Raw genomic sequence first — 25,271 nt, forward strand, 5'->3', positions numbered from 1 at the left:
GAAATGAACTCCGCTCCGATTCCCGGAGCGGACGTTTATGCCTTACGGAGGAACGCATGCCGAGATTCGGTTTCGACCCGAAAGATTCCCCCATGGATTTTGTCACCTTGCCCATGATGAGCCTGCGTGAGGTGGTCATGTTTCCGAGGTCCATCGTGCCCCTGTTTGTCGGGCGCGAGGCGTCGGTAAAGGCCATCGAGAGCGCGCTCGCCAACTTCGACAAGAAAATCTTTCTCGTGACGCAAAAGACGCCCGAGAAGGAAAAGCCGCAGTCCGAGGATCTCTACGAGGTCGGGACCGTGAGCAAGATTCTCCAGATGCTTCGCCTGCCCGACGGGACCATCAAGGTGCTCTTCGAGGGTCTCTGGCGCGGCCGCTGGGATCCCACCACCAACGTCATCTCCTCGGAAGACGAATACCCCATGGCGCGCGTCGAGCGCATCGCCGAACGCCAGGAAGAGGGAGCCGAGGTCAAGGCGCTGGTGCGGGCCGTGCAGGAAGCGCTGGAAGCCTTCGGCGAAGCCAACAAGAAGGTGGCTCCGGAGGCGATTTCCGCCATGGCCGGCATTGCGGAGGCCGGACAACTGGCCGATTCCGTGATGCCCCACCTCAAGGTGGATTTCCGCAAGAAACAGGAAGTGCTGGAACTGCTTCCTCCCTACGAGCGCCTTGAGCGCGCCTATGAACTGCTCCTCGGCGAGGTGGAGATCGCCACCATCGAGAAGCGGGTCAAGGGCCGGGTCAAGGACCAGATGGAAAAGAACCAGCGCGACTACTATCTCAACGAGCAGATCAAGGCCATCAACAAGGAAATGGGGCGCGACGACGACCCCGTGGCCGAAGCGGCCGAGCTGGAAAAGCGCCTGCTCGAAAAGAAGATGAACGACGAGAACCGCGAGCGGGTTCTCCGGGAAGTCAAGAAACTCAGGACCATGCAGCCCAGCTCCGCGGAATACACCGTGCTGCGCAACTACGTGGACTGGGTTCTGGACCTGCCCTGGGGCGAGATCAAGGAAACCCACATCGCCATCGACAAGGCCCGCGCCGTGCTCGACGAGGACCATTTCGGCCTGGAGAAGCCCAAGGAGCGCATCCTTGAGTACCTTGCCGTGCAAAACCTCGTGGAAACCATGAAGGGGCCGATTCTCTGCCTTGTCGGCCCTCCGGGCGTGGGCAAGACTTCCATCGCCCGCTCCATCGCAAGGGCCACGGACCGCGAATTCATCCGTCTGTCCCTGGGCGGGGTGCGCGACGAGGCCGAGATTCGCGGGCATCGGCGCACCTATGTGGGCGCTCTGCCCGGCAAGATCATCCAGTCGCTGCGGCGCTGCAAGTTCAACAACCCCGTGCTCTGCCTGGACGAAGTGGACAAGATGAGCACGGATTTCCGGGGCGACCCGTCCTCCGCGCTGCTGGAGGTTCTGGACCCGGAGCAGAACGGCACCTTCAACGACCATTACCTGGATCTGGACTACGACCTTTCCAAGGTCTTCTTCATCACCACGGCCAACACGCTGGACTCCATTCCCCTGCCGTTGCAGGACCGCATGGAGATCATCCGGCTGCCCGGCTACCTGGAAACCGAAAAGCGCGAAATCGGCCGCCGGTTCCTGATGTCCAAGCAGCTGGAGCAGCACGGCCTCAAGGAAGGCAACCTGGAGCTGGCCGACGACGCCCTGGTGCAGCTGATCCGCACCTACACCCGCGAGGCGGGCGTGCGCAACCTGGAGCGCGAGATCGCCGCCATCTGCCGCAAGACGGCCATGCGCATCGTGGAAGCGGATGATCGGGACATGAAGGTCGTTGTGGATACGCCGCAGCTGGAATCCTTCCTGGGCGTGCCCAAGTATCGCCATGGCGAACGCGAGGAAACCGCGCAGGTCGGCGTGGCCACGGGACTGGCCTGGACCCAGATGGGCGGCGAGCTGCTCGTGGTCGAAACGGCGCTCATGCCCGGCAAGGGCAAGGTCGTCATCACCGGCAAGCTCGGCGACGTGATGCAGGAATCGGCCAAGGCGGCCATTTCCTACCTGCGCTCGCGCTCGGACGTCTTCGGGCTCAAGCGGGACTTCCACCAGGAAGTGGACATCCATGTGCACGTGCCCGAAGGGGCCACGCCCAAGGACGGGCCTTCCGCCGGTATCACCCTGGCCACCTCCGTGGTCTCGGCCCTGCTGAATATCCCGGTGCGGCACGATCTGGCCATGACCGGCGAGATCACCCTGCGCGGGCGGGTGCTGCCCATCGGCGGCCTGCGCGAGAAGCTGCTGGCGGCCCATCGCGGACTGATCAGCATGGTGCTGATCCCCAAGGAGAACGAGAAGGATCTCAAGGACGTTCCGGTCGAGATCAAGGACGCCCTGACCATCGTGCCCGTGGAGCACATGGACGAGGTCTTGGAGCGCGCTCTGGAATGCGACAACGCGGAAACCATTTTCTGCGGTCGCGGAGAGCCCGACGAGCCCATCGCCAATCTGCTGCTCAAGGAACAACGGCCCGGCAGGACGCATTGACTGCGCGGACGTAAATGAAATGACGACGGCCCGGAGGAGACTCCGGGCCGTTTTTTTATGCGTATTCCGCGCTTCGGGACGGAGTCTTCGGTTCGGGCCAGGCGGGATGGTCGAAACGGTTTCAGACGTGACGATTCAGGCGCGGCGCGCCTCCGGAAAGCGCTTCGGATCCGGGCGAGGACAGCGCCCGTCCGGATGCGGCGTAGCCCGACACCGGTCCCGTTGGGGTGGGAAGGCCGCCGCTTTCGATCAAGGCAAGATAGCTGGCGGCCGCATTGTTCAACGGCCCGGCCAGGGTGCCTTCCCCCTGGATCTGCTTCTCCTTGGGCAGGGTCGCGCCTGCGACGCGTTCCTGGATCAGAAACGGCGATTCCACCGCCAGGGTGTCCTGTTCCTTGTCCTGGTCCCTGTGTTTCAGCGGGAGCTTGGCTGTGGCGGCGGCCAGACTTCGCCGGGGGCGTTTCCCCGTGATCTTCGCGATTTCGTTCTCGATTTCCCGGATGCGTCCGCGCTGCTCGTCGCTGGGCTGCCCGTCGGTCTCTGCAAGCAGGTCCATCATCTTGTTCGTGAGTTCCTCAAGGCGCTTCAGCTCATCCTCGGACAGTTGCCTGGTTCCGATGCCGGGCAGGCCCGAACCGGACTGGCCGAGACGGCCGGTGCTCAAAGAGGACTGGCTGGTGTCGATGACGCTCATGATTTCCCTCCGGAATAATTCTCCTTCAGTTATCGTAAGCAAGATTAATGCCTTGGGCGACGCAAAAATATCTGTGGGCGCGCGGCGAAGTCGGATGGATCCGGAAGGCCCCGGATGGCAGGGGAAATCAAAGGGACGGAGCCGAAACGAGCGCCGAGGCCGCCAAGGGGCATCCGGAAAAAAGTCCCCATGCACCGGGCAAACGACTATGACCAGGCGCGCAGGAGGCTTTGTTCTGCTCCTGAGTTCGACGGGATGGGATCGGGAGCGGGGAGACAAGGCGGGGGAAGAATGGAAAAAGGGCGGGAGGCATTGCCTCCCGCCCTTCAAATGCCGGAGCCTGATGAGGCGGCGGCTACTGGGTTGCCTGGGATTCGAGCTTGGGCGTGATGTTGTGGGCGATCCAGCCGGCGTCCCACCATTCGCGGGGCTGCACGGGCAGGCCCGAAACGAGCATGCCGAAGTGCAGGTGGTCGCCGCCGGCGAGCCCTGTGGTCCCGGAAAGGCCGACCTGCTGGCCTTTGTTGACCATGTCTCCGAGGTTCACGTCGATGCGGCTGAGGTGCGCGTAGATGCTTTGCAGGCCCAGTCCGTGGTCGATGATGACGCATTCGCCGTAGATGCCGAGAAATGCGGCATAGACCACCTTGCCGTCGTTGGCCGCCTCGATGGGACTGTTTTGGCGGTTGGCGATGTCCACGCCAAGGTGGGTCTGATTGTCCACGGCCACGCCGTTGTAGTAGTAGTCGCGGTTGTCGCCGAAGTTGGCGGTGGTGGCCCCGGCCGCGCGCAGGAAGGAGCCGCTCCAGAGGGGCGCGGGCGCGGTTTCCAGGCCGATTTCGCGCAGCTGGTCGCGGTTTTGCGTGCGCAGCTCGTTGTTGATCTTGATGTAGCGGCCCAAGGGATCCGTTTCCGGGTCATTGGGGAAGACCCGCTTGAACAGCTCGCCTTTGCTGACCAGGAAGCTCTCGGGAAGATTCAGGCGGTCCTGCCGAAAGTGCTTCGCGTTGGCGTGCTGGGGCAGGGCGCGGGTGGTTTTGTTTCCGGCCAGGTCCACGGCCCGGATCACCGGGGAGAATTGCGCGGGCGCCACGTCCCAGGGCATGCCGAGGAGGCAGAGATAGGTTCCGTTTTCCTGGCGGTAGGCCGGGAAGAACCAGTCGCCGACCTCGACGCCGCACTCGCGCAGATCTTCGTTGACCTCGAAGGCGACCAAGGCGCTGCCGCCCTGGTTGATGTTGTGCTGCGTGCTGATCATGTTGATGCGCGGGGACTTGGTGTCCAGGATCAGCGTGACCCGGCTTTCCTTGGAGCCCGAGAACAGGAAGAAGCCGTGGTCGTCGGCGCGGGCGGCCACTTCGATGGGACCGTCGGCCAGGGGTTGTCCCTTGAGCTGAATGCTTTCCTGGTGGCTGCGCTGGGCCGAGGGGAAGGACTTGTCCACGCTGAAGCGGTCCTTGCCGTCCTGCAGGACACGCACGCTGAGGCGTTTCAGCCCGACGCCCTCGTCCATGGCCGTGATCGTGATGACGGAGTCCGCGTTCAGATAGCCCTGTTCCGGGGCGATGGTCAGAGCGGGCGGGGTGGTGTCGCGCAGGACGTACCACGCCGCAGCGGCGAGCGCGGCAAAGAGGAGAACCAGAATGATGATGCGCCCGTTTTTCTTGGCGGGCTTGCGATTGAGTGTCGTCATGCTCACTCCCGTGTATGTCTTCTAGAATTTGTCTACATTCAAACGTCGAAGGGAACAAGCCCCGAAGGGGGCTTTGCGGAAAAAGAGTGTCCGGAAGCGTTCCGCAATTGGTGGGAACGCTTGGGGAGGGAGGGGATCAGGCGTCGTTGTCGAGTGCTTCGAGCAGCTGGATGGTCAGCTTGAGAAAGTCTGCTTCAGTGATGATGCCCACAAGCTTTCCTTTTTCCACTACGGGCAGGCAGCCGTACTTGTGGTTCAGGAGCACCTTGGCCGCGTCTCCGAGGTGTTCATCCGGCGAGATGGATTTGAGGTCGGTGCGCATGATCTCCTGGATCGGAATGCCGGAATCGATTTCGCGCTGGGTGTCCGGGTCCACTTCCGCAAGATGCGAGATGGTCGCCGAGAGCAGGTCGCGGTGGGTGATCAGCCCGATGAAGGTGTTGTCGGCCGTGACGATGGGGATATGCCGGATGCGCTGCATCTGCATCATTTCCCGCGCGCTGTGCAAGGTGTCCGTTTCCCTGAGGGAAAACACCGGCGAAGACATCATATCTTTGACTTTCATTACCCCTCCGCAGCTTAATCATCCTGTAATAATTGATAAAAATCATTTCATACTTGTTTGGGTTTGTCAATGGATATTTGCCTGGAGTGCGCGTCTCGGTTGACTTGGCCTCGAAAATCTGGTCATCCATCCGCCTGGATAGCGTGCCGAAACCGTTGGAGGCAAATTGCGGGTCGATCCCAAACGAACCCGGGAACGCATGGTGCGGGAGCAGTTGGAAGGTCGGGGCGTCAGCGACCCCGCCGTGCTGTCCGCCATGCGTGAGATTCCCCGTCACATCTTCGTGGAAGAGGCGCTCGCCGCCAAGGCCTATCTGGACTGCCCGCTGCCCATCGGCGAGGGACAGACCATTTCCCAGCCTTACGTGGTGGCGCTGATGACCGAGGTGCTCCAGGTTCGGCCCGGCATGCGGGTGCTGGAGATCGGCACCGGTTCCGGATATCAGGCCACCGTTCTTGCCCGCATGGGCGCCGATGTTTATACTGTCGAAAGGATCAAGTCGCTTTTCTTCGCCGCGCGGCAGCGTTTTTTGGATATGCGCCTGTTCAGCGTGCGCTGCAAGCTGGACGACGGCACCCTGGGCTGGCCGGACGAAGCCCCCTTTGACCGCATCATGGTCACGGCGGGCGGCCCGAATCTGCCGGAGCCGTTGCTGGAGCAGCTCGGCGACCCGGGACGGCTGGTCATTCCCGTGGGCGTATCGCGCGGGAACCAGAACTTGCTTCTCGTGGAAAAGCAGGACGGCGAGGTGCGAAAGACCGACCTCGGAGGCGTGAGCTTCGTTGATCTGGTGGGCGCCCACGGCTGGTAGGTCGTTTCGCGTTCGATCATGAACCCCGCCGCAGGGCGGGACAAGGAGTATACAATGGGTTCGTGTTCTTCTGGAGGCTCCTGCCCCTCGGCGGGCAAGGACGGCGGCAGCGCCAAGCTCAAGATTCAGGACGGGTTGATTTCCTCGACCCTGGCCAAGATCAAATACAAACTCTTCATCATGTCCGGCAAGGGCGGGGTGGGCAAAAGCTCCATCTCCGTCAACCTCGCCGCGGCCCTGGCCCGCAAGGGATTCAAGGTCGGGCTCATGGACGTGGACATCCACGGCCCCAGCGTGCCCACCCTGATGGGCCTCAAGGGCCTGCTCGACGTGGATCGCGGGTCGCTGATCATGCCCAAGGCCTATTCCGAAAATCTCCACGTGGTCTCCATGGAATCCCTGCTCAAGGATCCGGACCAGGCGGTGCTCTGGCGCGGGCCCATGAAGACCTCGGCCATCCGGCAGTTCATTTCCGACGTGCAGTGGGGCGAGCTGGACTTCCTGGTCGTCGATTCCCCTCCGGGCACCGGCGACGAGCCCATGACCGTGCTCAAGACCATTCCTGAGGCCCTCTGCGTGGTCGTGACCACGCCGCAGGAGGTTTCTCTGGCCGACGTGCGCAAGTCCATCAATTTCCTTCAGTACGCCAAGGCCAACATCCTGGGCGTGGTGGAAAACATGAGCGGCTTGATCTGCCCGCATTGCCGCGAGCGCATCGACCTCTTCAAGCGCGGAGGCGGCAAGGAGCTTGCCGAGAAATACGGCCTGGACTTTCTGGGTGCGGTTCCCCTTGATCCCGCCACCGTGGTGGCCGGCGACCTCGGAACTCCCGTGGTCCTGCTGGACGAGGAAACGCCGGCCAAGACGGCGTTGCTGGAACTGGGCGACCGTGTCGCCGAAGCCGCGTTCAAGAGCCTCGAGGCCGCAAGCTCGGTCCATAATTAGGCTGCGCTCCGGGGCCTGCTTGCGGGTTTCGGGCGTCGTCCGTCCGTTTCGGGCCGCGCCGCTGGGGGCGGTCCGAGGCGGCGCACCAGAAGGAGCCTTTGCGGATGTTCAATCTGCCCAACTCGCTGACCCTCGGTCGTGTGGCGGCTGTCCCGCTGATCGTGCTGCTGATGTATTTTCCGGGCGCGATCACGGCGTGGCTTGCCACATTGGTTTTCATCGCGGCCTGCCTCACCGACATGCTCGACGGCATGCTGGCGCGGCGGCGGAAAGAAGTCACGAGCATGGGCAAATTCCTCGATCCGCTGGCGGACAAGCTCCTGATCTGCTCCGTGCTGGTCATGCTCGTGCAGCAGGGGCGCGCTCCGGCCTGGGTGGTCATCCTGATCATCGGCCGCGAGCTGGCCGTGACCGGAATGCGGGCCATCGCCGCGGAGCGCGGGCTGGTCGTGGCTGCGGACAAATACGGCAAGCTCAAGACCGTGCTCCAGATCGTGGCCCTGGTGCCCCTGATCTACGGCCGGGACTTTTTCGGGCTGGATTTCCTGCGAATCGGGACGTTCCTGCTCTATGCGGCCCTGGTCCTGACCGTGTTTTCGGGCTGGAACTATCTGTACAACTTCTATGCAAACCTGCTACACGGACAGGAAAGGGAAGGCTGACAAAGTCTAATCCGGGTAGGCGTTCATGCAGGAAACCAAGACCGTGAACCGCGTCATCCGCATCACCAATTGCCTGAAGACGATTCTTGAGCTCGAACCGGAGCTCCGGAAGCTTGATCTCGGCGCCAGTCTGCTGGACGAGTTCGACTTTCTGAAGCGTTTTCTGGAGAAGGTGGATCATATGCAGCTCTCCGAGGATGAGGTGGAGCGCATCGAACGCGCCACGGCCAAGTTTCTTGAGGAACTCCGGCTGCCGTTTTCGCAGTTCATGGAAAAGCGATCCGGTTCCGACCGTCTGCAGTGAGGTCTCATGTTTGGACGCCGGGTCATTGTCGGGCTTCTCGTGCTCCTCAATCTCTATCTCCTTTTGGGGCTGGTCTGGGGGGAGCGGGGCGCTCTGTCGTATCTGGATCTCAGAAACCGCTACCAGAGCCTGCGGGCCGAGGTGGACCGGCTGGAAACGAGAAGCCGCGACCTGAGCGCCGACATTCTTCGCCTGGAGTCCGATGCGGACTATCAGGAGCGCATGATTCGCGAGCGCATGAACTACGTACGGAAAAACGAGGTGCTCTACGTTTTTCCGCAGGACGGCGAAGCCGCCGGAGAAGGCCGGGATGCAGCAAAAGATTGAGTGGTTCCAAGAAGTATTGAGCCTGGAGCCCGGCTCGCGGGTATTTTTCCCCCTGGCGAGACTGTTCGTCCAGGTCGGCGAACTTGAAAACGCCGTGTCCACGCTGCGGTCCGGCCTGGACAGGCATCCCGAATACCTCGAGGCCCGGATGCTGCTCGTGCAGGTCTTGTCCGACCTGGGGCGCAGCGACGAGGCCCTGGAGCAGTCCAGGCGGGTCGTGGAGGCCCTGGGGGGGTATCCTTCCTTCTGGAAGCTCTGGGCCCAGGGACAGCCGCATGAAAACCGCGACTTCGCCGTGTTTCTCATGCTCGTGGCTTCGTGGCTGCAAGGGCGGCCCGTGCACTGGACCGACATCATGCTCGAAGGCGTGAACTCGCTTTCCGACAAGCTCGTTGGCCCTCTGCCCGAACCCGCTCCCCGACTCGAACCGACGGAACCGCAGCGGCGTTCCGTTGTCGTCGAAGGAGCGGTGACGCGCAAGACCGAGGGCGCGGGCGGCAGCCTGCGCACCAAGACCATGGCCGATCTGCTGGCCGCCCAGGGCGACTATCAGGGCGCCCAGGACATCTACCGCGAGCTTTGGTCCCGCGCGACAGGGGCGGACAAGGACGAACTCGCCGGGCGCATCCGAGAGATGGAGGCGGGCATCGTGGAGCGGCAATCTTCGCCGCAGCAGGAGCCCGATCCCGACGAGGACGTCTTCAGCCAGCACGCCAAGAACCGGCTGATCGGCGCCCTGGAAATGCTGGCGGCTCGTTTCGAAGCCAGGGTGCGCCGCCAGAACGCGGACTGATTCTTCCTTTTCGTACCATCCCTGCCGCGCCTTGGCTGCAAGCGCGGTGAAAACCCCTGTCGAGGCAATCGGAATTGAGCCTGAAACATATTCTCCCTCTGCTTCTCCTGGCATTGCTCGCCACGGCCTGCTCCACCCTGAAGGAGAGCTGGCAGGGCACCAAGGAGGTCGCCCAGGACGTGGGAACCTTCGTGAACCCCGACCCGGAAGTGAATCTCGACGCCTACCAGTTCGAGAACCCCAACCAGGAGAAGCTCGCCCGGCTGATGACGCCGGTCGACGGACCGCTCAAGTCCATGATCCGCTACGTTTCGGACCGGGATTCCTACCCGGACCAGAAGTGGATCGACCTGCTCTTCCTCCGCTATCCCTGGGTGCACAGCATGATCGTCGTGGACAAGGACGGCTGGATGCTGGACCGGGTTCCGGAGGAGCCGCTCAAGCGCATCAGCGACCCCTTGGTCTACGAGGCGAATTGGAGAAGCACTTTCCTCCAGACCGTGGTGGACTACCCGGAACTGGGGCCGGAACTCTACGTCGGCACGCCGTATTTCAAGGACGCGGATTTCGCCGGGCTGATTCTCGTCAGCGTCGATCCCCGCACCCTGCTGAGCTTCTGCCCGAATCCCGACGAATTGGTGCTGCTCCAGCCGGGCGGCGGCGCCTGGACCATGAATCATGGCCTGGACACCGCCCCGCTCAAGGCTCTCCCCTGGAAGGAGATGCTCGAGGACGACGTGGCGGGCGAGGTCGAGGCCGGGGGCGAACGCTGGGTCTGGATCGTGCGCTACGTCGGCAGCGATCCCTATGTCTACGCCACTCCCTGCGTGAAGCAGGAGCGCGAAGACAGCGGCTGGCTTCCTTTTTAGGGTGTCCTTTTTCTGGTAATGGGGTAGAATGTCGATCCGTTCGACCGATCCACAACTTTCATGGGAGGCTGAAGTGCCGCAACAGATAACCGTTACGGAACACCTGTTGTACAGTCAGTCCCAGGTCAAGGCCACGGGTCGTTTCACGTTGCTGTTGAACGAGCTGATCATGTCGGCCAAGATCATCTCCCGCGAGGTGAACAAGGCCGGCCTGGTGGACGTGTTGGGCTTTACCGGGGACGTCAACGTCCAGGGCGAGAAGGTCAAGAAGCTGGACGAATACGCCAACAGCATCCTGATTCACCGCCTTTCCAAGGCTGGCGTGCTCTGCGCCATGGCCTCGGAGGAGAACGCCGACATCATCGGCATTCCGCGCGGCTACCCCACCGGGGAATACGTGCTCATCTTCGACCCGTTGGACGGTTCGTCGAACATCGACGTGAACGTGAACATCGGGACGATTTTTTCCATTTATCGGCGCAAAAGTCCTGCGGATTCCGAGGTCATGCACAGCGACGTGCTCCAAAAGGGCGCCGAGCAGGTGGCCGCCGGGTACATCATGTACGGCTCCTCGACCATGCTCGTGCTGACCACGGGAGAAGGCGTGCACGGCTTCACCCTGGATCCGGGCGTGGGCGAATTCCTGCTCTCCCATCCGAACATCCGCATCCCGGACCAAGGCAAGATCTATTCCGTGAACGAGGGCTACGAACTCTATTGGGACGACGCCACCCGCAAGGCCATGCGTTATTTCAAGGGCGAGGACAACGCCATCAAGCGTCCCTTCAGCCTGCGCTACATCGGCTCTCTCGTGGCCGATTTCCACCGCAACCTGATCTACGGCGGAATCTTTCTCTACCCGGCGGACCATCGGGATCCGGCCAAGCCGCGCGGCAAGCTCCGGCTGATGTGCGAGGCCAATCCCATGGCCATGATCGTGGAGCAGGCGGGAGGGCTGGCCACGGACGGCGAGCGTCGCATCCTGGACATCGAACCCGACCACCTGCACCAGCGCGTGCCCTTGTTCATCGGGTCGCGCAGCGACGTGCTCAAGGTCATGGAAATCCTCAAGGGCGAATAGCCGGATCATCATGCTCTGCTTGGGAATCGAGACATCCTGCGACGAAACCGCGGTCGCGTTGGTGGAAAACGGCCGTTTGCTGGGGCAGCGGCTGGCCTCGCAGGTGGACGTGCACGCCCTTTTCGGAGGGGTCGTGCCGGAAATCGCCTCGCGGGAGCATCTGCGGGTTCTGCCCGGCCTGTACCGCGCCTTGCTGGAAGAGACCGGTGTCCGCTCCGAGGCTGTTTCCTGCATCGCGGTTTCCCGCGGTCCGGGCCTGCTCGGCGCGCTGCTCATCGGGCTTTCCTTTGCCAAGGGGCTCAGCCTGGCCATCGGCGCGCCCCTCGTGGGCGTCAATCATCTGCATGCGCACCTGCTCGCCGCAGGGCTCGAACGGGACATTCCGTTTCCCGCCCTGGGCCTGCTGGTTTCCGGCGGCCATACGCACACCTACGCGGTGCACGCGGATCACGATTTCCGGCTGCTCGGCCGGACCCTGGACGACGCTGCCGGTGAGGCCTTCGACAAGGCGGCCAAGCGGCTCAATCTGCCTTATCCGGGCGGAAAGCTCATCGACGATCTGGCAAGCGGCGCCGAGCCGGACCACGGCATGTTTCCGCGCGCGTTCATCGACAACGACAGCCTGGACTTCAGCTTCAGCGGCCTGAAGACCGCCGTGGTCAACCACGTGGACGCTCATCCGCATCTGGCCTTGCCGTCGCTGGCCGGGCCGGAGGCCCTCGCGCCGGAGGTGCGCGCCGAGCTGGCCGTGGTCTGCGCGTCCTTCAATTGGAGCGTGGCTGATACGCTGCGGATCAAGACGGAAAGAGCGCTCCGGCGCGTTCCGGAGGCGAAGGCGCTGATCGTGGCGGGCGGCGTGGCCGCCAACTCCATGCTTCGCGCGACAATGGCCGAACTGGCCGGACGCAACGGCCTGGAACTGGTTCTTCCGTCGCCTTCGCTCTGCACGGACAATGCGGCCATGGTCGCCTGTGCGGGAGAGCGTCTCGCGCGCGCGGGATTTTATCACGGACTTGATCTGGAGGCGGTCCCGCGCGGGCGCAAGGTGCCTCTGGACTGGGTCGGACTGGGAGCCTGAATGGCCCGGGAAGCAGGAGCGGACGCCGATGCTTCTTGACACTTTCCTGGGGCGGCACTAGTTTACAATGATTGACGAGAGTGACCGAACGGCGCGGGGTTCCCGGCCGGGCGGAGCAGGAAGATAATGGATTCCTTCCGAAAACAAAGGAGATCGATATGGCGTTCCAGGTGACGGACGGCAATTTTGAAAAGGAAGTGCTGCAAAGCGACATTCCCGTGCTTGTGGACTTCTGGGCGCCCTGGTGCGGCCCCTGCCGGGCCATGGGTCCGGTCATCGACGAGCTGGCCACCGAGTACGAAGGTCAGGTCAAGATCTGCAAGATGAACGTGGACGAGAACTCCGCTTCTCCCAGCAAGTACGGCATCCGCGCCATTCCGACTCTGATTCTCTTCAAGGGCGGCGAAGTGGTCGACCAGACCACCGGTGCGGTTTCCAAGAGCAGCATCAAGGAAATGATCAGCAAAAAGGCCCTGTAAGCCAATGAAATCCTACGACGCTGTCGTTATTGGGGGCGGCCCGGCCGGAATGACGGCCGCCCTTTACCTTTTGCGCTCCGGCGTGCGCACCCTCATGGTGGAGAAGCTCTCACCCGGCGGGCAGGTGCTGCTCACCGAGGAGATAGAGAATTATCCCGGCTTTCCGGAGGGCCTCAAGGGCTACGAGCTGGCGGACGCCTTTGCGGCCCAGCTTGACAAATACAAGCCGGAAAAGATCCTGGACGAGGTCCGGGAGATGCGGGTGGACCCGGAAGGGAAAAAGGGACACGAGCTGCTCGTGGGCGAGGAATGGATTCACGCGAAGTGCATCATTCTATCCACGGGAGCGCGGTACCGTCCGCTCGGCGCGCCGGGCGAGCAGCGTCTCATCGGTCGCGGCGTGTCCTATTGCGCGCTTTGCGACGGGAATTTCTATCGCGGCAAAACCGTGGCGGTGGTGGGAGGGGGTAACTCCGCCCTGGAGGAGTCCCTTTATCTGGCCAAGCTGGTCAAGAAAATCTATCTCATCCACCGGCGGGACGATTTTCGCGGCTTGAAGTGCTACCAGGACAAATGCTTCACCCACCCGGCGATTGAAGTGATCCGCAGCTCCGTGGTCACCGAGATTCTCGGCGAGAACGAAGTCACCGGAGTGGCGGTGGAGAACCGCAATTCCGGAGAAAAGTCCGTGATCGAAGTGGACGGCGTGTTCGTCTTTGTCGGGTTCGCGCCGAATGTCGGCTTCGTTCCCAAGGAAGTGGACATGGACGCCAACGGCGTGCTCACGGATACCGAGATGCGCACCAACGTTCCCGGCATTTTCGCCGCCGGCGACATCCGTTCCAAGCACTGCCGTCAAGTGGCCACCGCCGTGGGCGACGGCGCCACCGCCGCAAACACCGCCTTCGCCTATCTGGAACAGCTCGATGCCTAAAACCTTTCTGCGCATTCTCCCGATCGTCCTGCTGGCGGCGACGCTTTCCGGCTGCGGCCTGATCGACTACTACTTCCTGCCCAGGCCGGAAGACACGGCTCAGGAGCTTTACGAGGCCGGAGCCGACGCCATGAGCCAGGGGGAGTATTCGGACGCTGCGGAATATTTCATGAAGCTGAAGGACAACTATCCCTTCAGCCCCTTCACCCCCAAGGCCGAAGTGGGCCTGGGCGACGCCTACTTCCTGGACGACAAGTTCATGCTCGCCGCGGACGCCTACAAGGAATTCGAGGCGCTGCATCCCGTGCACGACGATATTCCCTACGTGCTGTTTCAGGTGGGCATGTCCAACTTCAAGCAGTTCGAGTCCATCGACCGCCGTCAGGACAACATCAAGGAAGGGATCGAGTATTTCCAGCGGGTCATCGACGCCTTTCCGGAATCGGACTACGCGGCCCAGGCCAAGGAATACATCCACAAGAGCCGCCGCATCCTCGCCGAACACGAGGTCTTCATCGCGGATTTCTACTGGCGCACCAAAAAGTACGGCCCGGCCTGGAGCCGGTACAAGTACATCGTGGAGAATTTCCCGGACCTCCCGGATATCCAGGAATATGCCCGAAAGCGTGCCGAATACTCCTACTATGAGCATCAGAAGACGCTCTCCGAGGAGGAACGGATGCGATTGCAGGATAGCTGGTACAAGTTCGTCCGGGATTGGTTGTAACGAGTACAGGCGGCCCCAGGGCCGCTTTTTCGCAGGAAAGCCCCAATGACGATTCCCACCTGGGCGCTTGACGCCTGCCTTGACGACGAAACCTTTGCCGCGGCCTACGAAGCCGTGTCCGCTGAACGGCGGGCCCTGCTCAAGACCGCCATCGCACGGCAATACGCCTGGCGCGCTCCCGCGCCCTGTTCCGAAACACGCTGCGCCCGCGTCTGGACCCAGGGCTTCGAGTCCCTGGAGCTGGCCGCTCCCGCCGACGTCTGCCTCCTGCTTTTCGACGCCTCCTGCGCGTCCCCGGCGCGTATTCTCGCGGCGCTCCTGCCTGCGTTGAATGCCGGAATCGGAACGGTTCTCGCCGTGCATGCGCGCGGGCCGCAGGACGCTCCCTCGTCCGAGGCGGTGCTCGCCGCCTTTGAACTGGCCGGACAGGAGGCCGTCCTGGAACTGCCGCGCGGCAAGGTCCGGGAATTGATCGAGGCATCGACGGAAAACGGCGAATCCTGCATCGTCCTGGCCTTCGGCGGCACGAGCGGACTGGTTCCCGACGGATTCGCCGATGGTTTTTCGCGTCGCCTCTGGACCGCTCCCGCGCAGGCGGGCATCGCCGTCTTCCTGGAGGGGGAGGGCGCGGACGCGGACCTCGAGGCCCTTGCCTTCGCGCACCCCGACGGACGTTTTCAAGTGGCCGGAGCCGATTCGCCGTTGCCGGACGACCGGTTCGCGCATCTTGGTCCGGAATTCGACCATATCGTCCGGGCCGGAGGGCAGGCCTGCTTCGCTTCAGGCTCCAGCGCCGAGGATGCCCTTGCGGCTTTTCCGCTTGTTTTCGGCCCCGGACATGAAGCCTGCTGGCTGTTTCCCGATCTTCATTCCGAGTTTTTCCAGGTCCGAAGAACCGCCTGGCGTTCCGAAGAGCAATGCGAAACGGAGGAAGAATGAGCAAGCCGACCGGCAAGGCCGCAAAATATCTGGATAAGCTGCGCAATATCGGCGTCATCGCGCACATCGACGCGGGCAAGACCACGCTTACGGAGCGGATGCTCTATTATTCCGGAAAGATCCACCGCATGGGAGAGGTCCACGAAGGCACGGCCACCATGGACTACATGCCCGAGGAGCAGGAACGGGGCATCACCATCACCTCGGCCATGACCTCGACGCCCTGGCGGGATTGCCTGATCAACATCATCGACACGCCGGGCCATGTGGACTTCACCATCGAGGTGGAGCGCAGCCTGCGCGTTTTGGACGGCGCGGTGGGCGTGTTCTGCGGCGTCAGCGGAGTCGAGCCCCAGTCCGAGACGGTCTGGCGGCAGTCCGAGCACTACCACGTCCCAAAGCTCGCCTTCGTGAACAAGCTGGACCGGCTCGGCGCGGACTACGCGGCGGTTCTCGATTCCATGGTCAAGCGTTTGCGGGTCAAGCCGCTGCCGTTGCAGTGTCCGGACGGCGAGGGCCAGGAACTTGAGGGCGTCTTCGATCTCGTGAGTATGGAACGCCTGGAATTCGACGTGGACAACAAGATTTTGGAATACAGGCGCGTGCCCATGGACGACTCGGAGCGCGAGCGCGTCGCTCCCTGGCGGGAGCGGATGCTGGAAACGCTGGCCGAAGAGGACGACGAATTTTGCGACTGCTACCTCGGCGGCGGCGACTGCACGCCGGAGGTGCTGCATCCGGCCATTCGCCGCGCCACCCTGGCGGGCCGGCTCGTGCCCGTGCTTTGCGGTTCCGCGCTGAAGAACATCGGCGTGCAGCCGGTCATGGACGCCATCTGCCTGTATCTGCCCAGTCCGGCGGAAGTGCCCCAGGCCAGCGGCGTCAAGCCCGGCGTGGAGGAGCGGATTTCCTTCCCCGCGCATCCTGCCGAACCTCTTTCCGCTCTGGTCTTCAAGGTCAGCATGGACTCGGGCCGCAAGCTCGCCTTGATGCGCGTCTATTCCGGCCGGATCAAGGCCGGGGATACGGTCTACAACGTCACCCAGGACCAGGACGAGCGCGTGGCGCGTCTGTTCCGGCTGCATGCCGGGCGCAAGGAAAAGATCGACGAGGCCGTTGCCGGGGAGATCGTTGCCGCGGCGGGCATGAAGTATGCCCGAACGGGCGACACCCTGGCCTGCCGCGAGGCTCCGCTCCTGCTGGAGCAGATCGCCGGATACAAGCCGGTCATCTCCCTGGCCATCGAGCCGCGCAACTCCGAGGAGGGCGACAAGCTCGACGAGGTGCTGGAAAAATTCCTGCTTGAGGATCCGACCCTGGAAGTGGTTCGGGACGAAGACACCGGGCAGGTCGTGCTGTCCGGCATGGGCGAACTGCACCTGGAGGTGATCCTGGAGCGGCTGCGACGCGAATACGGTCTCAGCCCGCGCACGGGCAACCCGCAGGTCGTCTATCAGGAAACCGTGAACGCCACGGCCGAGGCCGAGGGCGTCTTCCATCGCGAACTGGGCGAGGACATGCATTTCGGGGGCGTGCGCCTGAGCGTGGAGCCCCGCGAGCGCGACAAGGGGCGCGACGTGGTTTTCGAGGTGGACGCGGCGCTCTGGCCCGCCGCCTGGATGGACGCCGTTGCGGACGGGGTGAACGACGGTCTGCAAAGCGGCGTCATCAAGGGCTATCCGGTCCAGGACGTGCGCGTGCGCGTTCTGGAGCTTCAGCGCAAGGACGGGGAGTCCTCGCCCGCGGGGTATCGCATGGCCGCGGCCATGGCCCTGAAAAAGGCCCTGGAAGCCGCCAGTCCGCAACTGCTTGAGCCCATCATGTGGGTCGAGATCAGCGTTCCCGACGACTTCGTGGGCGAGGTCATCGGGCTGCTCGGCTCCAAGGGCGCGAAGATCGAAAACATGCTCGACCGGGGCGGCGTCAAGACAGTGCAGGCTCTAGCCGCGCTCGCTTCCCTGTTCGGTTTCTCAACGCAATTACGCTCGGCCACGCAGGGCAGGGCCGGCTTTGTCATGAAGTTCGCCCGGTTCGATGTCCTGCAATAGCGCCGAACGGGCACCGAATGAACAAAAAGACGACACGTGAGGACCGCCGCCACTGGTGGACGCGGACCAAGCGCATCACCCATTACTGGTACCTGCGGATCATCCGGCAGAACGCCTCGGCGCAGAACATCGCGCTGGGACTGGCCCTGGGCGTGTTCGTGGGGGCCTTGCCGATCATTCCGTTCCAGACGATCACCGTGGTTGTCCTGGCCTTCTTCCTGCGCACGAACAAGCTCTCGGCCTGGCTCGCAACCTGTTATTCCAACGTCTTCACCATGGTGCCCTTCTATTCCTTCCTGTTCGTGATCGGCAAGCTGGTCATGCCTTTCGAGGGGGTGACGTTCGATCCGAAGCACCTTGCCATGAAAGAGCTCATCGCCACGGGCTGGGACGTGTTCCTGGTCATGACTACCGGGGGCGTGGTCTTCGGCGTAGTGGCTGCGCTTTTGACATATTTTGTTTCGTTGCAAGCTGTTAGACGGTACCGTATGCTTCGGCACGAGCGGAGGCGGCGGCGCATCGAAGCGGAGATGCGGCACCCGCACGAGAAATAGGCGAGGCGCATTGCCAAGTTCATGCGAAAAGCATAATAATCTGAATTGTCGGGGCTCGTTTTTTTCGGCGTTTGCCGATAGAGTGGGATGAAATGGAGGTTGCATGAGCGTGAATACGCCGCTGGCTCTCGGAACCGGCAACAGAACTCTGATCTTCGGGACAGTGCTCACGTTGATTTTCGCCGGAGCCGTGCTTTTGTCCCAGGCCTTCGGCCTTGACGTCAACTTCGTTCTCGGCGTCAGCGTCGTCATCGCCTTCATCCTGACCATACTGGCCTCGCGGCTCGTGTCCATCTCTGTCCGGGGCGCACGCGGCGTCGCAGAGGAATTCGCCGCCACGGGCGATCCCCGGCTGCTGCTGGAATCGGTTTCCGCCGGGGAGCTTAGCCCCCTGCTGCAACAGCTCGGAAGGGCGGTCGCCGAACAGCACGAAGCCTCCGTTTTTTTTCAGAATGCGCTCAAGTCGCTGCGCAACCCGGTCCTGGTGACGAACCGCGAAGGCAATATTCTCGCGGCCACCAACGCCGTCATGGAGCTGGTCAAGAAGCCCGTGTCGCAGGTTATCGGCTTTACGCCGGGGCAGGTCTTCCAGAACAAAAAAGGCACCTCCGTTGCGGGGCGGGCGCTGCGCTCGCGCCAGGCCGTGGACGAGCAAAGCGTGGTCAGGATGTGGGACGGCCGCGAAGTGACCATGCGCCAATACGCCAACATCATCGTTGACGACAAGGGCGAAGTGCTCGGCGTGGTCTGTTCCTATATCGACCTGCATTCCCTGATCGAGAAGCAGAAGGAGCTGGAAAAGCAGAAAGAGGACATGCTCGGCATCGGGCAGGAAGTCAGCCTGCTGGCCCAGCGCGTGGCCTCGGCTTCCGAGGAGCTTTCCGCCTCCGCCGACGAGCAGGCCAGGGGAGCCCAGCGCCAGAAGGAGCAGACCGACACCGTGGCCGCCGCCATGGAGGAAATGACCGCAACGGTTCTGGAGGTCGCCCGCAACGCCTCGGCCACTTCTTCCGCTGCCGACGGCGCCAACGAGTCCGCCCAGGAGGGCGTGCAGATGGTCCGCAAGGCCGTGGACGCCATCCACGGCGTGTCCCAATCCGCGGACAAGCTTTCCGGCATGATCCACCAGCTCGACAGCCAGGCCGGTGAAATCGGACGGATCATCAGCGTCATCAACGACATCGCCGACCAGACCAACCTGCTGGCCCTGAACGCCGCCATTGAGGCCGCCCGCGCGGGCGACGCCGGGCGCGGCTTCGCCGTGGTCGCGGACGAGGTCCGCAAGCTGGCCGAAAAGACCATGACCGCCACCAAGGAAGTGGAGCAGGCCATCAAGACCATCCAGGAACGTTCGCGTCTGGCCATGCGGTCCATGGAAGAGACGGGCGAACAGGTCGGCGAGAGCACGGAAATGGCCAATCAGGCCGGACGCGCTCTTGAGATGATCATGGCGGGCATCAAGGACATGGTCCAGCGGGCGGCCCAGATCGCCACCGCCGCCGAGGAGCAGTCTTCCGCCGCCGAAGAGATCAATCACAGCATCGAGAGCATCGCCCAGGTCGCCACCGAAGCGGACGAAGGGGCAGGGCAGACCGCTTCCGCCACGCGCGACCTTGCCCAGCTCTCGCAGGAGCTTCTGGGCGTTTCCCTGAACTTCACCCAAGACGCGGGGCAGCAGCTGCGCCTTCGGTCGTCCGACCATGAAATGCGGGGCGTGCTTCCGAAGCTGATCCAGGACTTCGCCCGCAAGAAGGGGGACCGCGTCTACCGCATCCTCCAGGAAGAGTTGGGCAACCCGACATTCCTGCCCACCCAGGGCTACCCCGACAAGGTCTTCACGCAGATGTGCGAGACCATAGCCAAGGAAACCAACAAGAGCGTCCGCGAGGTCTTCCTTGAGGTGGGCCGCTTCACCATGGGCAAATTCCATGAGATGTATCCGCGTTACTTCAAGAAAGACGAAAAGCTCAAAGCGTTCTATCTGCGCATGAACGACGTGCATGCGCAATTGACCAAGGCCCAGCCGGGCATCGAGCCGCCGAATTTCACCTTCGAGGACAAGGGGGATCGGCTGTTCATGAATTACCGCTCCAAGCGCGGCCTGTTCGATTATTTCGAGGGCATTCTGCTGGGGGCCGCCGAGTTCAAGAACGAAAAGGTCAGGATCAAGGTGACGCCTTTGGATGACGAAACGGCCAGGGCGGAGATACAATTCCTGTAACATCCGCCATGGGCGGCGAATAACCCGAAAGCGCGCCAGGCGCGCCGGAGCGAGGGGCTTTTGTCCGACGACATCAACAGGCAGATATTCCGGGAAGAGGCTTACGAGCTGCTCGTCGAACTGGAAACGACCCTGCTCGAACTCGAAGGCCGCCCCGACGATATGGATATCGTCAACCGGGTTTTCCGAGCCTTGCACACCATCAAGGGTTCGGGCTCCATGTTCGGCTTCGACGACATCGCGGAGTTCACCCATGAGGTGGAGTCCATGTTCGACATGGTCCGCAATGGCCAGCTTCAGGTGACCCGCCCTCTGCTCAACCAGGTTTTTGCCGTTCGGGACCATATCCAGCGCATGCTGGACGAGGGCGGCGGTGATGAAGTCGATTCTGCCGAAGCCAAAGATATCCTTGAGAAATTGCGCTGCATCTCTTCCGGCGAGGCTGAGCCGGAAGCGTGCGTGACCGCTGTCGTCGCCGAGGAACCCGTCGCCGAGGAACCCGTCGCCGATGCCCCTGCTGACGCCGATGTCCCTGTGGACGCCGATGCAGCCGGGGTGGACGGCGCGCAGGACGCCGCAGCCGAGCTTGAAGCAGCTTCCGATTCTTCCGCCGGCGAGAAGTCCGAAGAACCTGCCGCCGGCACGGAGCAGCCGCTTCGGCGCATGCTCGTGCGCATCTCCCCCCTTTCCCCGGATACCGGGGAGGATTTTCACATCGAACCGCTTCTGGAAGAGCTCGCCAAACTCGGACATTGCGAGGTGCGGGCCGACGACGCAGCCGTGCCGCCGCTGGAGAGCTACGTTCCCGGCCATATCTACGTTTCCTGGGAAGTGCTCCTGGAAACCGCGCATGACGAAGAAGCCGTCAAGGACGTGTTTTTCTTTTCCGATGCGCCGCTTGAAATCGAGGTGGTCGAGGCTTCCGAACCGCTGAACGCGGCCCCGGAGGACGAAGGCTGGGAACTGCTGGATTCCACCCCCTCGAAAGCGTCGTTGCCGGATGGCCCGGCCGCGTCTGTTTCCGAGGTCCAGGAGCCGACAGCAGCCCCCAAGTCCGCAGCCGAGCCGAAGCCCAAGCCCGCTCCCGCAGCCGAGCCGAAGCCAGCGCCTGTCGCCAAGCCCGCGCCCAAGCCCGCTCCCGCAGCCGAGCCGCAGCCGAAACCAGCGGTCCAAGCGGACGCCGCCCGCCAGCAGGACGCTGTCACGAGCATCCGCGTGGCTGCGGAAAAACTCGATTCCCTCGTCGATCTCGTGGGGGAACTGGTCATCGTCCAGGCGCAGATCACCCAGCTGGCCCAGGAGCGCGATGATTCCGGATTCAAGAGGCTGGCCGAGGATCTGGAACGGCTTTCGGACGAACTGCGCGACACGGCTCTCGGCGTCCGCATGTTGCCCATCGGCACTTCCTTCAGCAAGTTCCGCCGACTGGTGCGCGACTTGTCCGGCGAGCTGGGCAAGGAGATCGAGCTGGCCACCACGGGTGCCGACACCGAGCTGGACAAGACCGTCATCGAACGTCTTGCCGATCCGCTGGTGCATCTGCTGCGCAACAGCATCGATCACGGCGTGGAGCTTCCGGACGAACGCGAGGCCGCGGGCAAGCCCCGCAGGGCGACGATCCGCCTTTCCGCGGAGCATTCCGGGGGCGAGGTGCTCATCCGCATCCTGGACGACGGCAAGGGCATCGACCCGGACGTGATCCGCGCCAAGGCGTTGGAGCGCGGCCTGATCAGCCCGGAATCGGACCTTTCCCGCGCGGACATCCTGAACCTCATCTTCGAGCCGGGTTTTTCCACGGCCAAGCAGGTCACGAGCGTTTCCGGGCGCGGCGTGGGCATGGACGTGGTCAAGCGGGCCATCGATTCCCTGCGCGGGCGGATCGAGATCGCCAGCACCAAGGGCGAGGGCACGGAAATCACCATCCGGCTGCCGCTGACCCTGGCCATCATCGACGGGTTGCAGGTTCGCGTGGGCGAGGAATTCTACGTGGTCCCGCTGGCCGTGGTGGAGGAGTGCGTCGAGCTGCGCGCCGAGGACGAGGCCGGAAGCGACCGCAGGATCCTCTACCTGCGCGGCGAGATCGTTCCCTACATCCAGCTCCGGGAGTGGTTCGAGATCAATGCTCCCCGGCCCGAAATCGAGCAGGTGGTCATCGTCGGGCTGGAAGGCCGCCGCGTGGGCATCGTGGTGGACAAGGTCATCGGCGAGCACCAGACGGTCATCAAGAGCCTTGGCAAGATCTACAAGGACGTGGACGGCATCTCCGGCGCGACCATCAAGGGGGACGGCAGCATCGCCCTGATTCTCGATGTCCCGGGCCTGATGAAGCGGGTCGTTGCCGAGTCCGCGTAGGAGGGGCCCATGAGCGGGGGCACTCCTCCATCCAAGAATCGCGGTTCGTCGCTCTCGGACAAGGATTTTCTGCTCCTGTCCGATTTCATCACCGCCCAGCTCGGCATCAAGATGCCGCCCAGCAAAAAGCCCATGCTTGAAGCGCGGCTGCACAAGCGGCTGCGCCTGCTCGGCATCGAAAGCTACGCGGGCTACCGGGATTACCTTTTCAGCGAGCAGGGCCAGAAGGACGAATTGCCGCACCTCTATGACGCGGTAACCACGAATACCACGCATTTTTTCCGTGAATCAAACCACTTCGACGCGCTGACCCGCAGCATCCTGCCGGGGCTGCACTCCCGGCTGCGCGGCGGCAGGGCCTTGCGCGTCTGGAGCGCGGGGTGCTCCACCGGGGAGGAGCCGTACACCCTGTGCATGGTGCTCAGCGAATTCGCCGAGCGGTGCCAGGGCTTTCGGTTCGAGGTGCTGGCCACGGACATTTCCCAGCGCGTTCTCGATACGGCGCGGCGGGCCGTCTACGTCATGGACAAGATGGACGACATCCCCGCCCCCTTGAGGAAGAAGTATCTGCTGCGGAGCAAGGATCCGAAAAAACGCCTGATGCGCATCGCCCCGGAGCTTCGGTCCCTGGTTCGTTTCGAGCGGATGAACTTCATGGAGCCGTTTCATCTGGAGAAGCCGCGCGACGTCGTTTTTTGCCGCAACGTGGTCATTTATTTCGACCGGCCCACGCAGGAACGGCTGTTTCGGCGCATCGCGGCCCAGATCGCGGACGGGGGCTACCTGTTCACGGGCCATTCCGAAAGCCTGACGGGCATGGACGTGCCCCTGGTGCCCGTGGCCCCGACCATCTACCGCAAGGTCTGACCGGGCCTGTTCATTGCTGCTGCCGCGAGTGGCGGTAGAAGATCACCTCCACGGGTTCGCGGGTCACAAGTCCTTCGGTGATCATCTTGTCGAGCAGAGGCAGGAAGGCACCGATCTTTTCGGGCACGTCCACGATTTCCACCACCAGGGAGAGGTCTTCGGAGAGGCGCAGGATCTTGTTGGAGTGCACGCGGCTGTTGGCCCCGTAGCCCATGACGGCGCGCAGCACCGTGGCTCCGGCAAGGCCCGCCTTGCGCGCTTCCTGGACAATGGCTTCGTAGAGCGGCCTGCCGTCGCTCCTGTCGCCTTCGCCTATGAAGATTCGCAGCCTTTCCGCCTGCTTGGGAAGATTCATCGGTGCACCATCCGGTTTGCGGGTTGCGGAGTCGTGTTGTAGGCTCAGATCAGCCGACCGAGGGCCATGCCCGCCAGCACGAGGGTCAAGCCGAGCAGGCTCTGCCCGACGACGTTGGCCGCGAGCAGCAGATGCTGGCCGCTGCGAAGCAATGCGGCGGATTCGAACATGTAGGTCGAGAAGGTCGTGAACGCGCCCATGAAGCCCGTCAGAAGCAGGAGGCGCAGTTCCGGACTGAACCCGATGCGGTTTTCGAAAAGGCCCCAGAGCAGTCCGAAGAGCAGGCTTCCGGCCATGTTCACGGCAAAGGTGCCCGCGGGAAAGGACGCGCTGAAAAGCCGCTGGGCCACGCCGGAAAGCCAGTAGCGCGAGAGGGTTCCGGCTGCGCCGCCCAGGGCGAGGACGAGGATTTTGGTCACGGCATGCTCCATTTTGTGGTCGCTGCCGGAGAGTAGCAATTGTCGGGGCGGGAGGAAAGTGCCCATGAGCGTGGAGGCGGAACTCAAGTACCTGGACGTGGACCATGCCGCCCTGCGCGCGCGGCTTTCGGCGCTCGGAGCGATCTGCAAGGGGCGATATTTCGAGGAGAACCTCGTCTTTGACGACGAGGGGCGGAGCCTGCGCGAGCGAGGCCTTCTGCTGCGCCTGCGCCGGACTCCGACCGGAGCCGTGCTCACGGTCAAGGCTCCGTGCGAGGACTCTTCCGCCGTGAAGCTGCGGCGGGAATACGAAACCGGGATCGAGGACATGCGGGCCATGCGCCTGGGCCTGGAGGCGCTGGGCTACAGGGCCATGTTCGCCTATGAGAAGGTCCGGGAGAAGTGGATCGCCGAGGACGCCAAGGTCTGCCTCGATCATTTGCCCTTCGGGGATTTCGTTGAGATCGAAGGGCCGGAGGAGTTCATTCCCGTGCTCGCAGGGCGTCTGGAACTGCACGACGCCCTGACAACGCGCGACACCTACCACGCCCTGAATCGCGCCTGGCGGGAGCGGCAAGGGCTGGACCACGAGGATTGTTTTGTTTTTTCCGAGGAAGAGCGCGCCCGGCTGGAACGGGAAATTTCAGGGTGTCGGTACTCGACATCCCCATGAATCGAGCTTATTCTCACAGGTAAGCGCAGAAAAGGATCGAGGGAGCTTTGACAATGGGAAAGCCGTTTGCGGACCATGATTCCCAGACAGGCCTGTATGATGAACATGAGGTCAGGGAGCCCAGAAAATTCAAGGTTGTGCTCCTCAACGACGACTACACGACCATGGACTTCGTGGTCGAGATACTCATGCATGTATTCAAGAAGACGGAAACCGAGGCGACGCTGATTATGCTCGCCGTACACAACGAAGGCAAGGGCGTCTGCGGGGTGTACCCGGCCGAGGTGGCCGAGACCAAGGTGGACACCGTCCATCGGCTGGCCAGGAGCGCCGGTTTCCCTCTGAAATGCAGCATGGAGGGGGAATAG

At 62.9% G+C, this 25,271-nt stretch carries 26 protein-coding genes; 21 read left to right on the top strand and 5 right to left on the bottom strand.

Annotation, left to right across the window (positions count from 1 at the left end):
- Window positions 1–56: 56 nt before the first annotated feature.
- Complete coding sequence (lon, locus tag G452_RS0112850) at window positions 57–2,513, top strand: endopeptidase La (protein ID WP_022662665.1); 2,457 nt, start codon at window positions 57–59, stop codon at window positions 2,511–2,513.
- Between the two features lie 121 nt (window positions 2,514–2,634).
- Here lon and G452_RS0112855 read toward each other — a convergent pair whose 3' ends face one another.
- The 3 genes from G452_RS0112855 to G452_RS0112865 all read right to left on the bottom strand — a co-directional run bounded on the left by G452_RS0112855 (window position 2,635) and on the right by G452_RS0112865 (window position 5,465).
- Window positions 2,635–3,207: a hypothetical protein gene (locus G452_RS0112855; protein ID WP_022662666.1), complete on the bottom strand. Its 573-nt coding sequence runs from the start codon at window positions 3,205–3,207 to the stop codon at window positions 2,635–2,637.
- A gap of 355 nt (window positions 3,208–3,562) precedes the next feature.
- A complete protein-coding gene (locus tag G452_RS19505; protein ID WP_022662667.1) occupies window positions 3,563–4,900 on the bottom strand; it encodes a M23 family metallopeptidase in 1,338 nt (445 codons plus the stop codon).
- Between the two features lie 136 nt (window positions 4,901–5,036).
- The gene (locus tag G452_RS0112865) at window positions 5,037–5,465 is read right to left on the bottom strand and encodes a CBS domain-containing protein (RefSeq protein ID WP_022662668.1); all 429 of its coding nucleotides are present in this window, start codon (window positions 5,463–5,465) and stop codon (window positions 5,037–5,039) included.
- 166 nt (window positions 5,466–5,631) lie between these two features.
- Between G452_RS0112865 and G452_RS0112870 the strand changes: the two genes are divergently transcribed.
- The 18 genes from G452_RS0112870 to G452_RS0112955 all read left to right on the top strand — a co-directional run bounded on the left by G452_RS0112870 (window position 5,632) and on the right by G452_RS0112955 (window position 23,456).
- Window positions 5,632–6,276, top strand: coding sequence for a protein-L-isoaspartate(D-aspartate) O-methyltransferase (locus G452_RS0112870; protein WP_022662669.1), 645 nt, complete (start codon window positions 5,632–5,634; stop codon window positions 6,274–6,276).
- Between the two features lie 54 nt (window positions 6,277–6,330).
- Window positions 6,331–7,221, top strand: coding sequence for an Mrp/NBP35 family ATP-binding protein (locus tag G452_RS0112875; RefSeq protein ID WP_022662670.1), 891 nt, complete (start codon window positions 6,331–6,333; stop codon window positions 7,219–7,221).
- 104 nt (window positions 7,222–7,325) lie between these two features.
- Entirely contained in the window at window positions 7,326–7,883 is a 558-nt protein-coding gene (pgsA, locus tag G452_RS0112880) for a CDP-diacylglycerol--glycerol-3-phosphate 3-phosphatidyltransferase (protein WP_022662671.1), read from the top strand.
- A 25-nt stretch (window positions 7,884–7,908) separates the two neighbouring features.
- Window positions 7,909–8,187, top strand: a complete 279-nt coding sequence (locus G452_RS0112885) for a hypothetical protein (RefSeq protein ID WP_022662672.1) — start codon at window positions 7,909–7,911, stop codon at window positions 8,185–8,187.
- 6 nt (window positions 8,188–8,193) lie between these two features.
- A complete protein-coding gene (locus G452_RS0112890; RefSeq protein WP_022662673.1) occupies window positions 8,194–8,514 on the top strand; it encodes an FtsB family cell division protein in 321 nt (106 codons plus the stop codon).
- Window positions 8,498–9,307 carry a tetratricopeptide repeat protein gene (locus G452_RS0112895; RefSeq protein ID WP_022662674.1) on the top strand — a complete coding sequence of 270 codons (810 nt, stop codon included), beginning with the start codon at window positions 8,498–8,500 and terminating at the stop codon, window positions 9,305–9,307. Before G452_RS0112890 ends, G452_RS0112895 begins: the two co-directional genes overlap by 17 nt.
- A 74-nt stretch (window positions 9,308–9,381) precedes the next feature.
- Window positions 9,382–10,176 carry a PDC sensor domain-containing protein gene (locus G452_RS19510; RefSeq protein ID WP_022662675.1) on the top strand — a complete coding sequence of 265 codons (795 nt, stop codon included), beginning with the start codon at window positions 9,382–9,384 and terminating at the stop codon, window positions 10,174–10,176.
- Window positions 10,177–10,249: 73 nt separating this feature from the next.
- The gene (fbp, locus tag G452_RS0112905) at window positions 10,250–11,257 is read left to right on the top strand and encodes a class 1 fructose-bisphosphatase (protein ID WP_022662676.1); all 1,008 of its coding nucleotides are present in this window, start codon (window positions 10,250–10,252) and stop codon (window positions 11,255–11,257) included.
- A gap of 10 nt (window positions 11,258–11,267) precedes the next feature.
- Window positions 11,268–12,335 (top strand): tRNA (adenosine(37)-N6)-threonylcarbamoyltransferase complex transferase subunit TsaD, encoded by a 1,068-nt coding sequence (gene tsaD / locus G452_RS0112910; RefSeq protein ID WP_022662677.1) that lies wholly within the window; start codon window positions 11,268–11,270, stop codon window positions 12,333–12,335.
- 158 nt (window positions 12,336–12,493) lie between these two features.
- Entirely contained in the window at window positions 12,494–12,814 is a 321-nt protein-coding gene (gene trxA, locus G452_RS0112915) for a thioredoxin (protein WP_022662678.1), read from the top strand.
- Window positions 12,815–12,818: 4 nt separating this feature from the next.
- Window positions 12,819–13,748, top strand: a complete 930-nt coding sequence (gene trxB / locus G452_RS0112920; protein WP_022662679.1) for a thioredoxin-disulfide reductase — start codon at window positions 12,819–12,821, stop codon at window positions 13,746–13,748.
- Window positions 13,741–14,475 carry an outer membrane protein assembly factor BamD gene (locus G452_RS0112925; RefSeq protein WP_022662680.1) on the top strand — a complete coding sequence of 245 codons (735 nt, stop codon included), beginning with the start codon at window positions 13,741–13,743 and terminating at the stop codon, window positions 14,473–14,475. Before trxB ends, G452_RS0112925 begins: the two co-directional genes overlap by 8 nt.
- A gap of 45 nt (window positions 14,476–14,520) precedes the next feature.
- Window positions 14,521–15,414 (top strand): hypothetical protein, encoded by an 894-nt coding sequence (locus tag G452_RS0112930; RefSeq protein ID WP_022662681.1) that lies wholly within the window; start codon window positions 14,521–14,523, stop codon window positions 15,412–15,414.
- Window positions 15,411–17,462, top strand: coding sequence for an elongation factor G (gene fusA, locus G452_RS0112935; RefSeq protein WP_022662682.1), 2,052 nt, complete (start codon window positions 15,411–15,413; stop codon window positions 17,460–17,462). The genes G452_RS0112930 and fusA overlap by 4 nt, the downstream gene beginning before the upstream one ends.
- A 17-nt stretch (window positions 17,463–17,479) precedes the next feature.
- Window positions 17,480–18,016, top strand: coding sequence for a DUF2062 domain-containing protein (locus G452_RS19515; protein ID WP_022662683.1), 537 nt, complete (start codon window positions 17,480–17,482; stop codon window positions 18,014–18,016).
- A gap of 103 nt (window positions 18,017–18,119) precedes the next feature.
- Complete coding sequence (locus G452_RS0112945) at window positions 18,120–20,237, top strand: methyl-accepting chemotaxis protein (protein WP_022662684.1); 2,118 nt, start codon at window positions 18,120–18,122, stop codon at window positions 20,235–20,237.
- A 60-nt stretch (window positions 20,238–20,297) separates the two neighbouring features.
- Entirely contained in the window at window positions 20,298–22,589 is a 2,292-nt protein-coding gene (locus G452_RS0112950) for a chemotaxis protein CheA (protein WP_022662685.1), read from the top strand.
- Window positions 22,590–22,598: 9 nt separating this feature from the next.
- Window positions 22,599–23,456 carry a CheR family methyltransferase gene (locus G452_RS0112955; protein ID WP_022662686.1) on the top strand — a complete coding sequence of 286 codons (858 nt, stop codon included), beginning with the start codon at window positions 22,599–22,601 and terminating at the stop codon, window positions 23,454–23,456.
- 10 nt (window positions 23,457–23,466) lie between these two features.
- On the opposite strand, the gene G452_RS0112960 is transcribed toward G452_RS0112955, so the two are convergent.
- Both G452_RS0112960 and crcB read right to left on the bottom strand, forming a co-directional pair.
- The gene (locus G452_RS0112960; protein WP_022662687.1) at window positions 23,467–23,811 is read right to left on the bottom strand and encodes a DUF190 domain-containing protein; all 345 of its coding nucleotides are present in this window, start codon (window positions 23,809–23,811) and stop codon (window positions 23,467–23,469) included.
- 44 nt (window positions 23,812–23,855) lie between these two features.
- On the bottom strand, window positions 23,856–24,230 hold the full coding sequence (gene crcB, locus G452_RS0112965; protein WP_022662688.1) for a fluoride efflux transporter CrcB: 375 nt from the start codon (window positions 24,228–24,230) through the stop codon (window positions 23,856–23,858).
- A 64-nt stretch (window positions 24,231–24,294) separates the two neighbouring features.
- On the opposite strand from crcB, the gene G452_RS0112970 reads away from it, so the two are divergent.
- Both G452_RS0112970 and clpS read left to right on the top strand, forming a co-directional pair.
- Window positions 24,295–24,903, top strand: a complete 609-nt coding sequence (locus G452_RS0112970; RefSeq protein ID WP_022662689.1) for a class IV adenylate cyclase — start codon at window positions 24,295–24,297, stop codon at window positions 24,901–24,903.
- A gap of 53 nt (window positions 24,904–24,956) precedes the next feature.
- Complete coding sequence (clpS, locus tag G452_RS0112975; protein ID WP_022662690.1) at window positions 24,957–25,271, top strand: ATP-dependent Clp protease adapter ClpS; 315 nt, start codon at window positions 24,957–24,959, stop codon at window positions 25,269–25,271.

Origin of the sequence: Paucidesulfovibrio longus DSM 6739 (assembly GCF_000420485.1) — a bacterium.
Taxonomy (GTDB): Bacteria; Desulfobacterota; Desulfovibrionia; order Desulfovibrionales; family Desulfovibrionaceae; genus Paucidesulfovibrio; species Paucidesulfovibrio longus.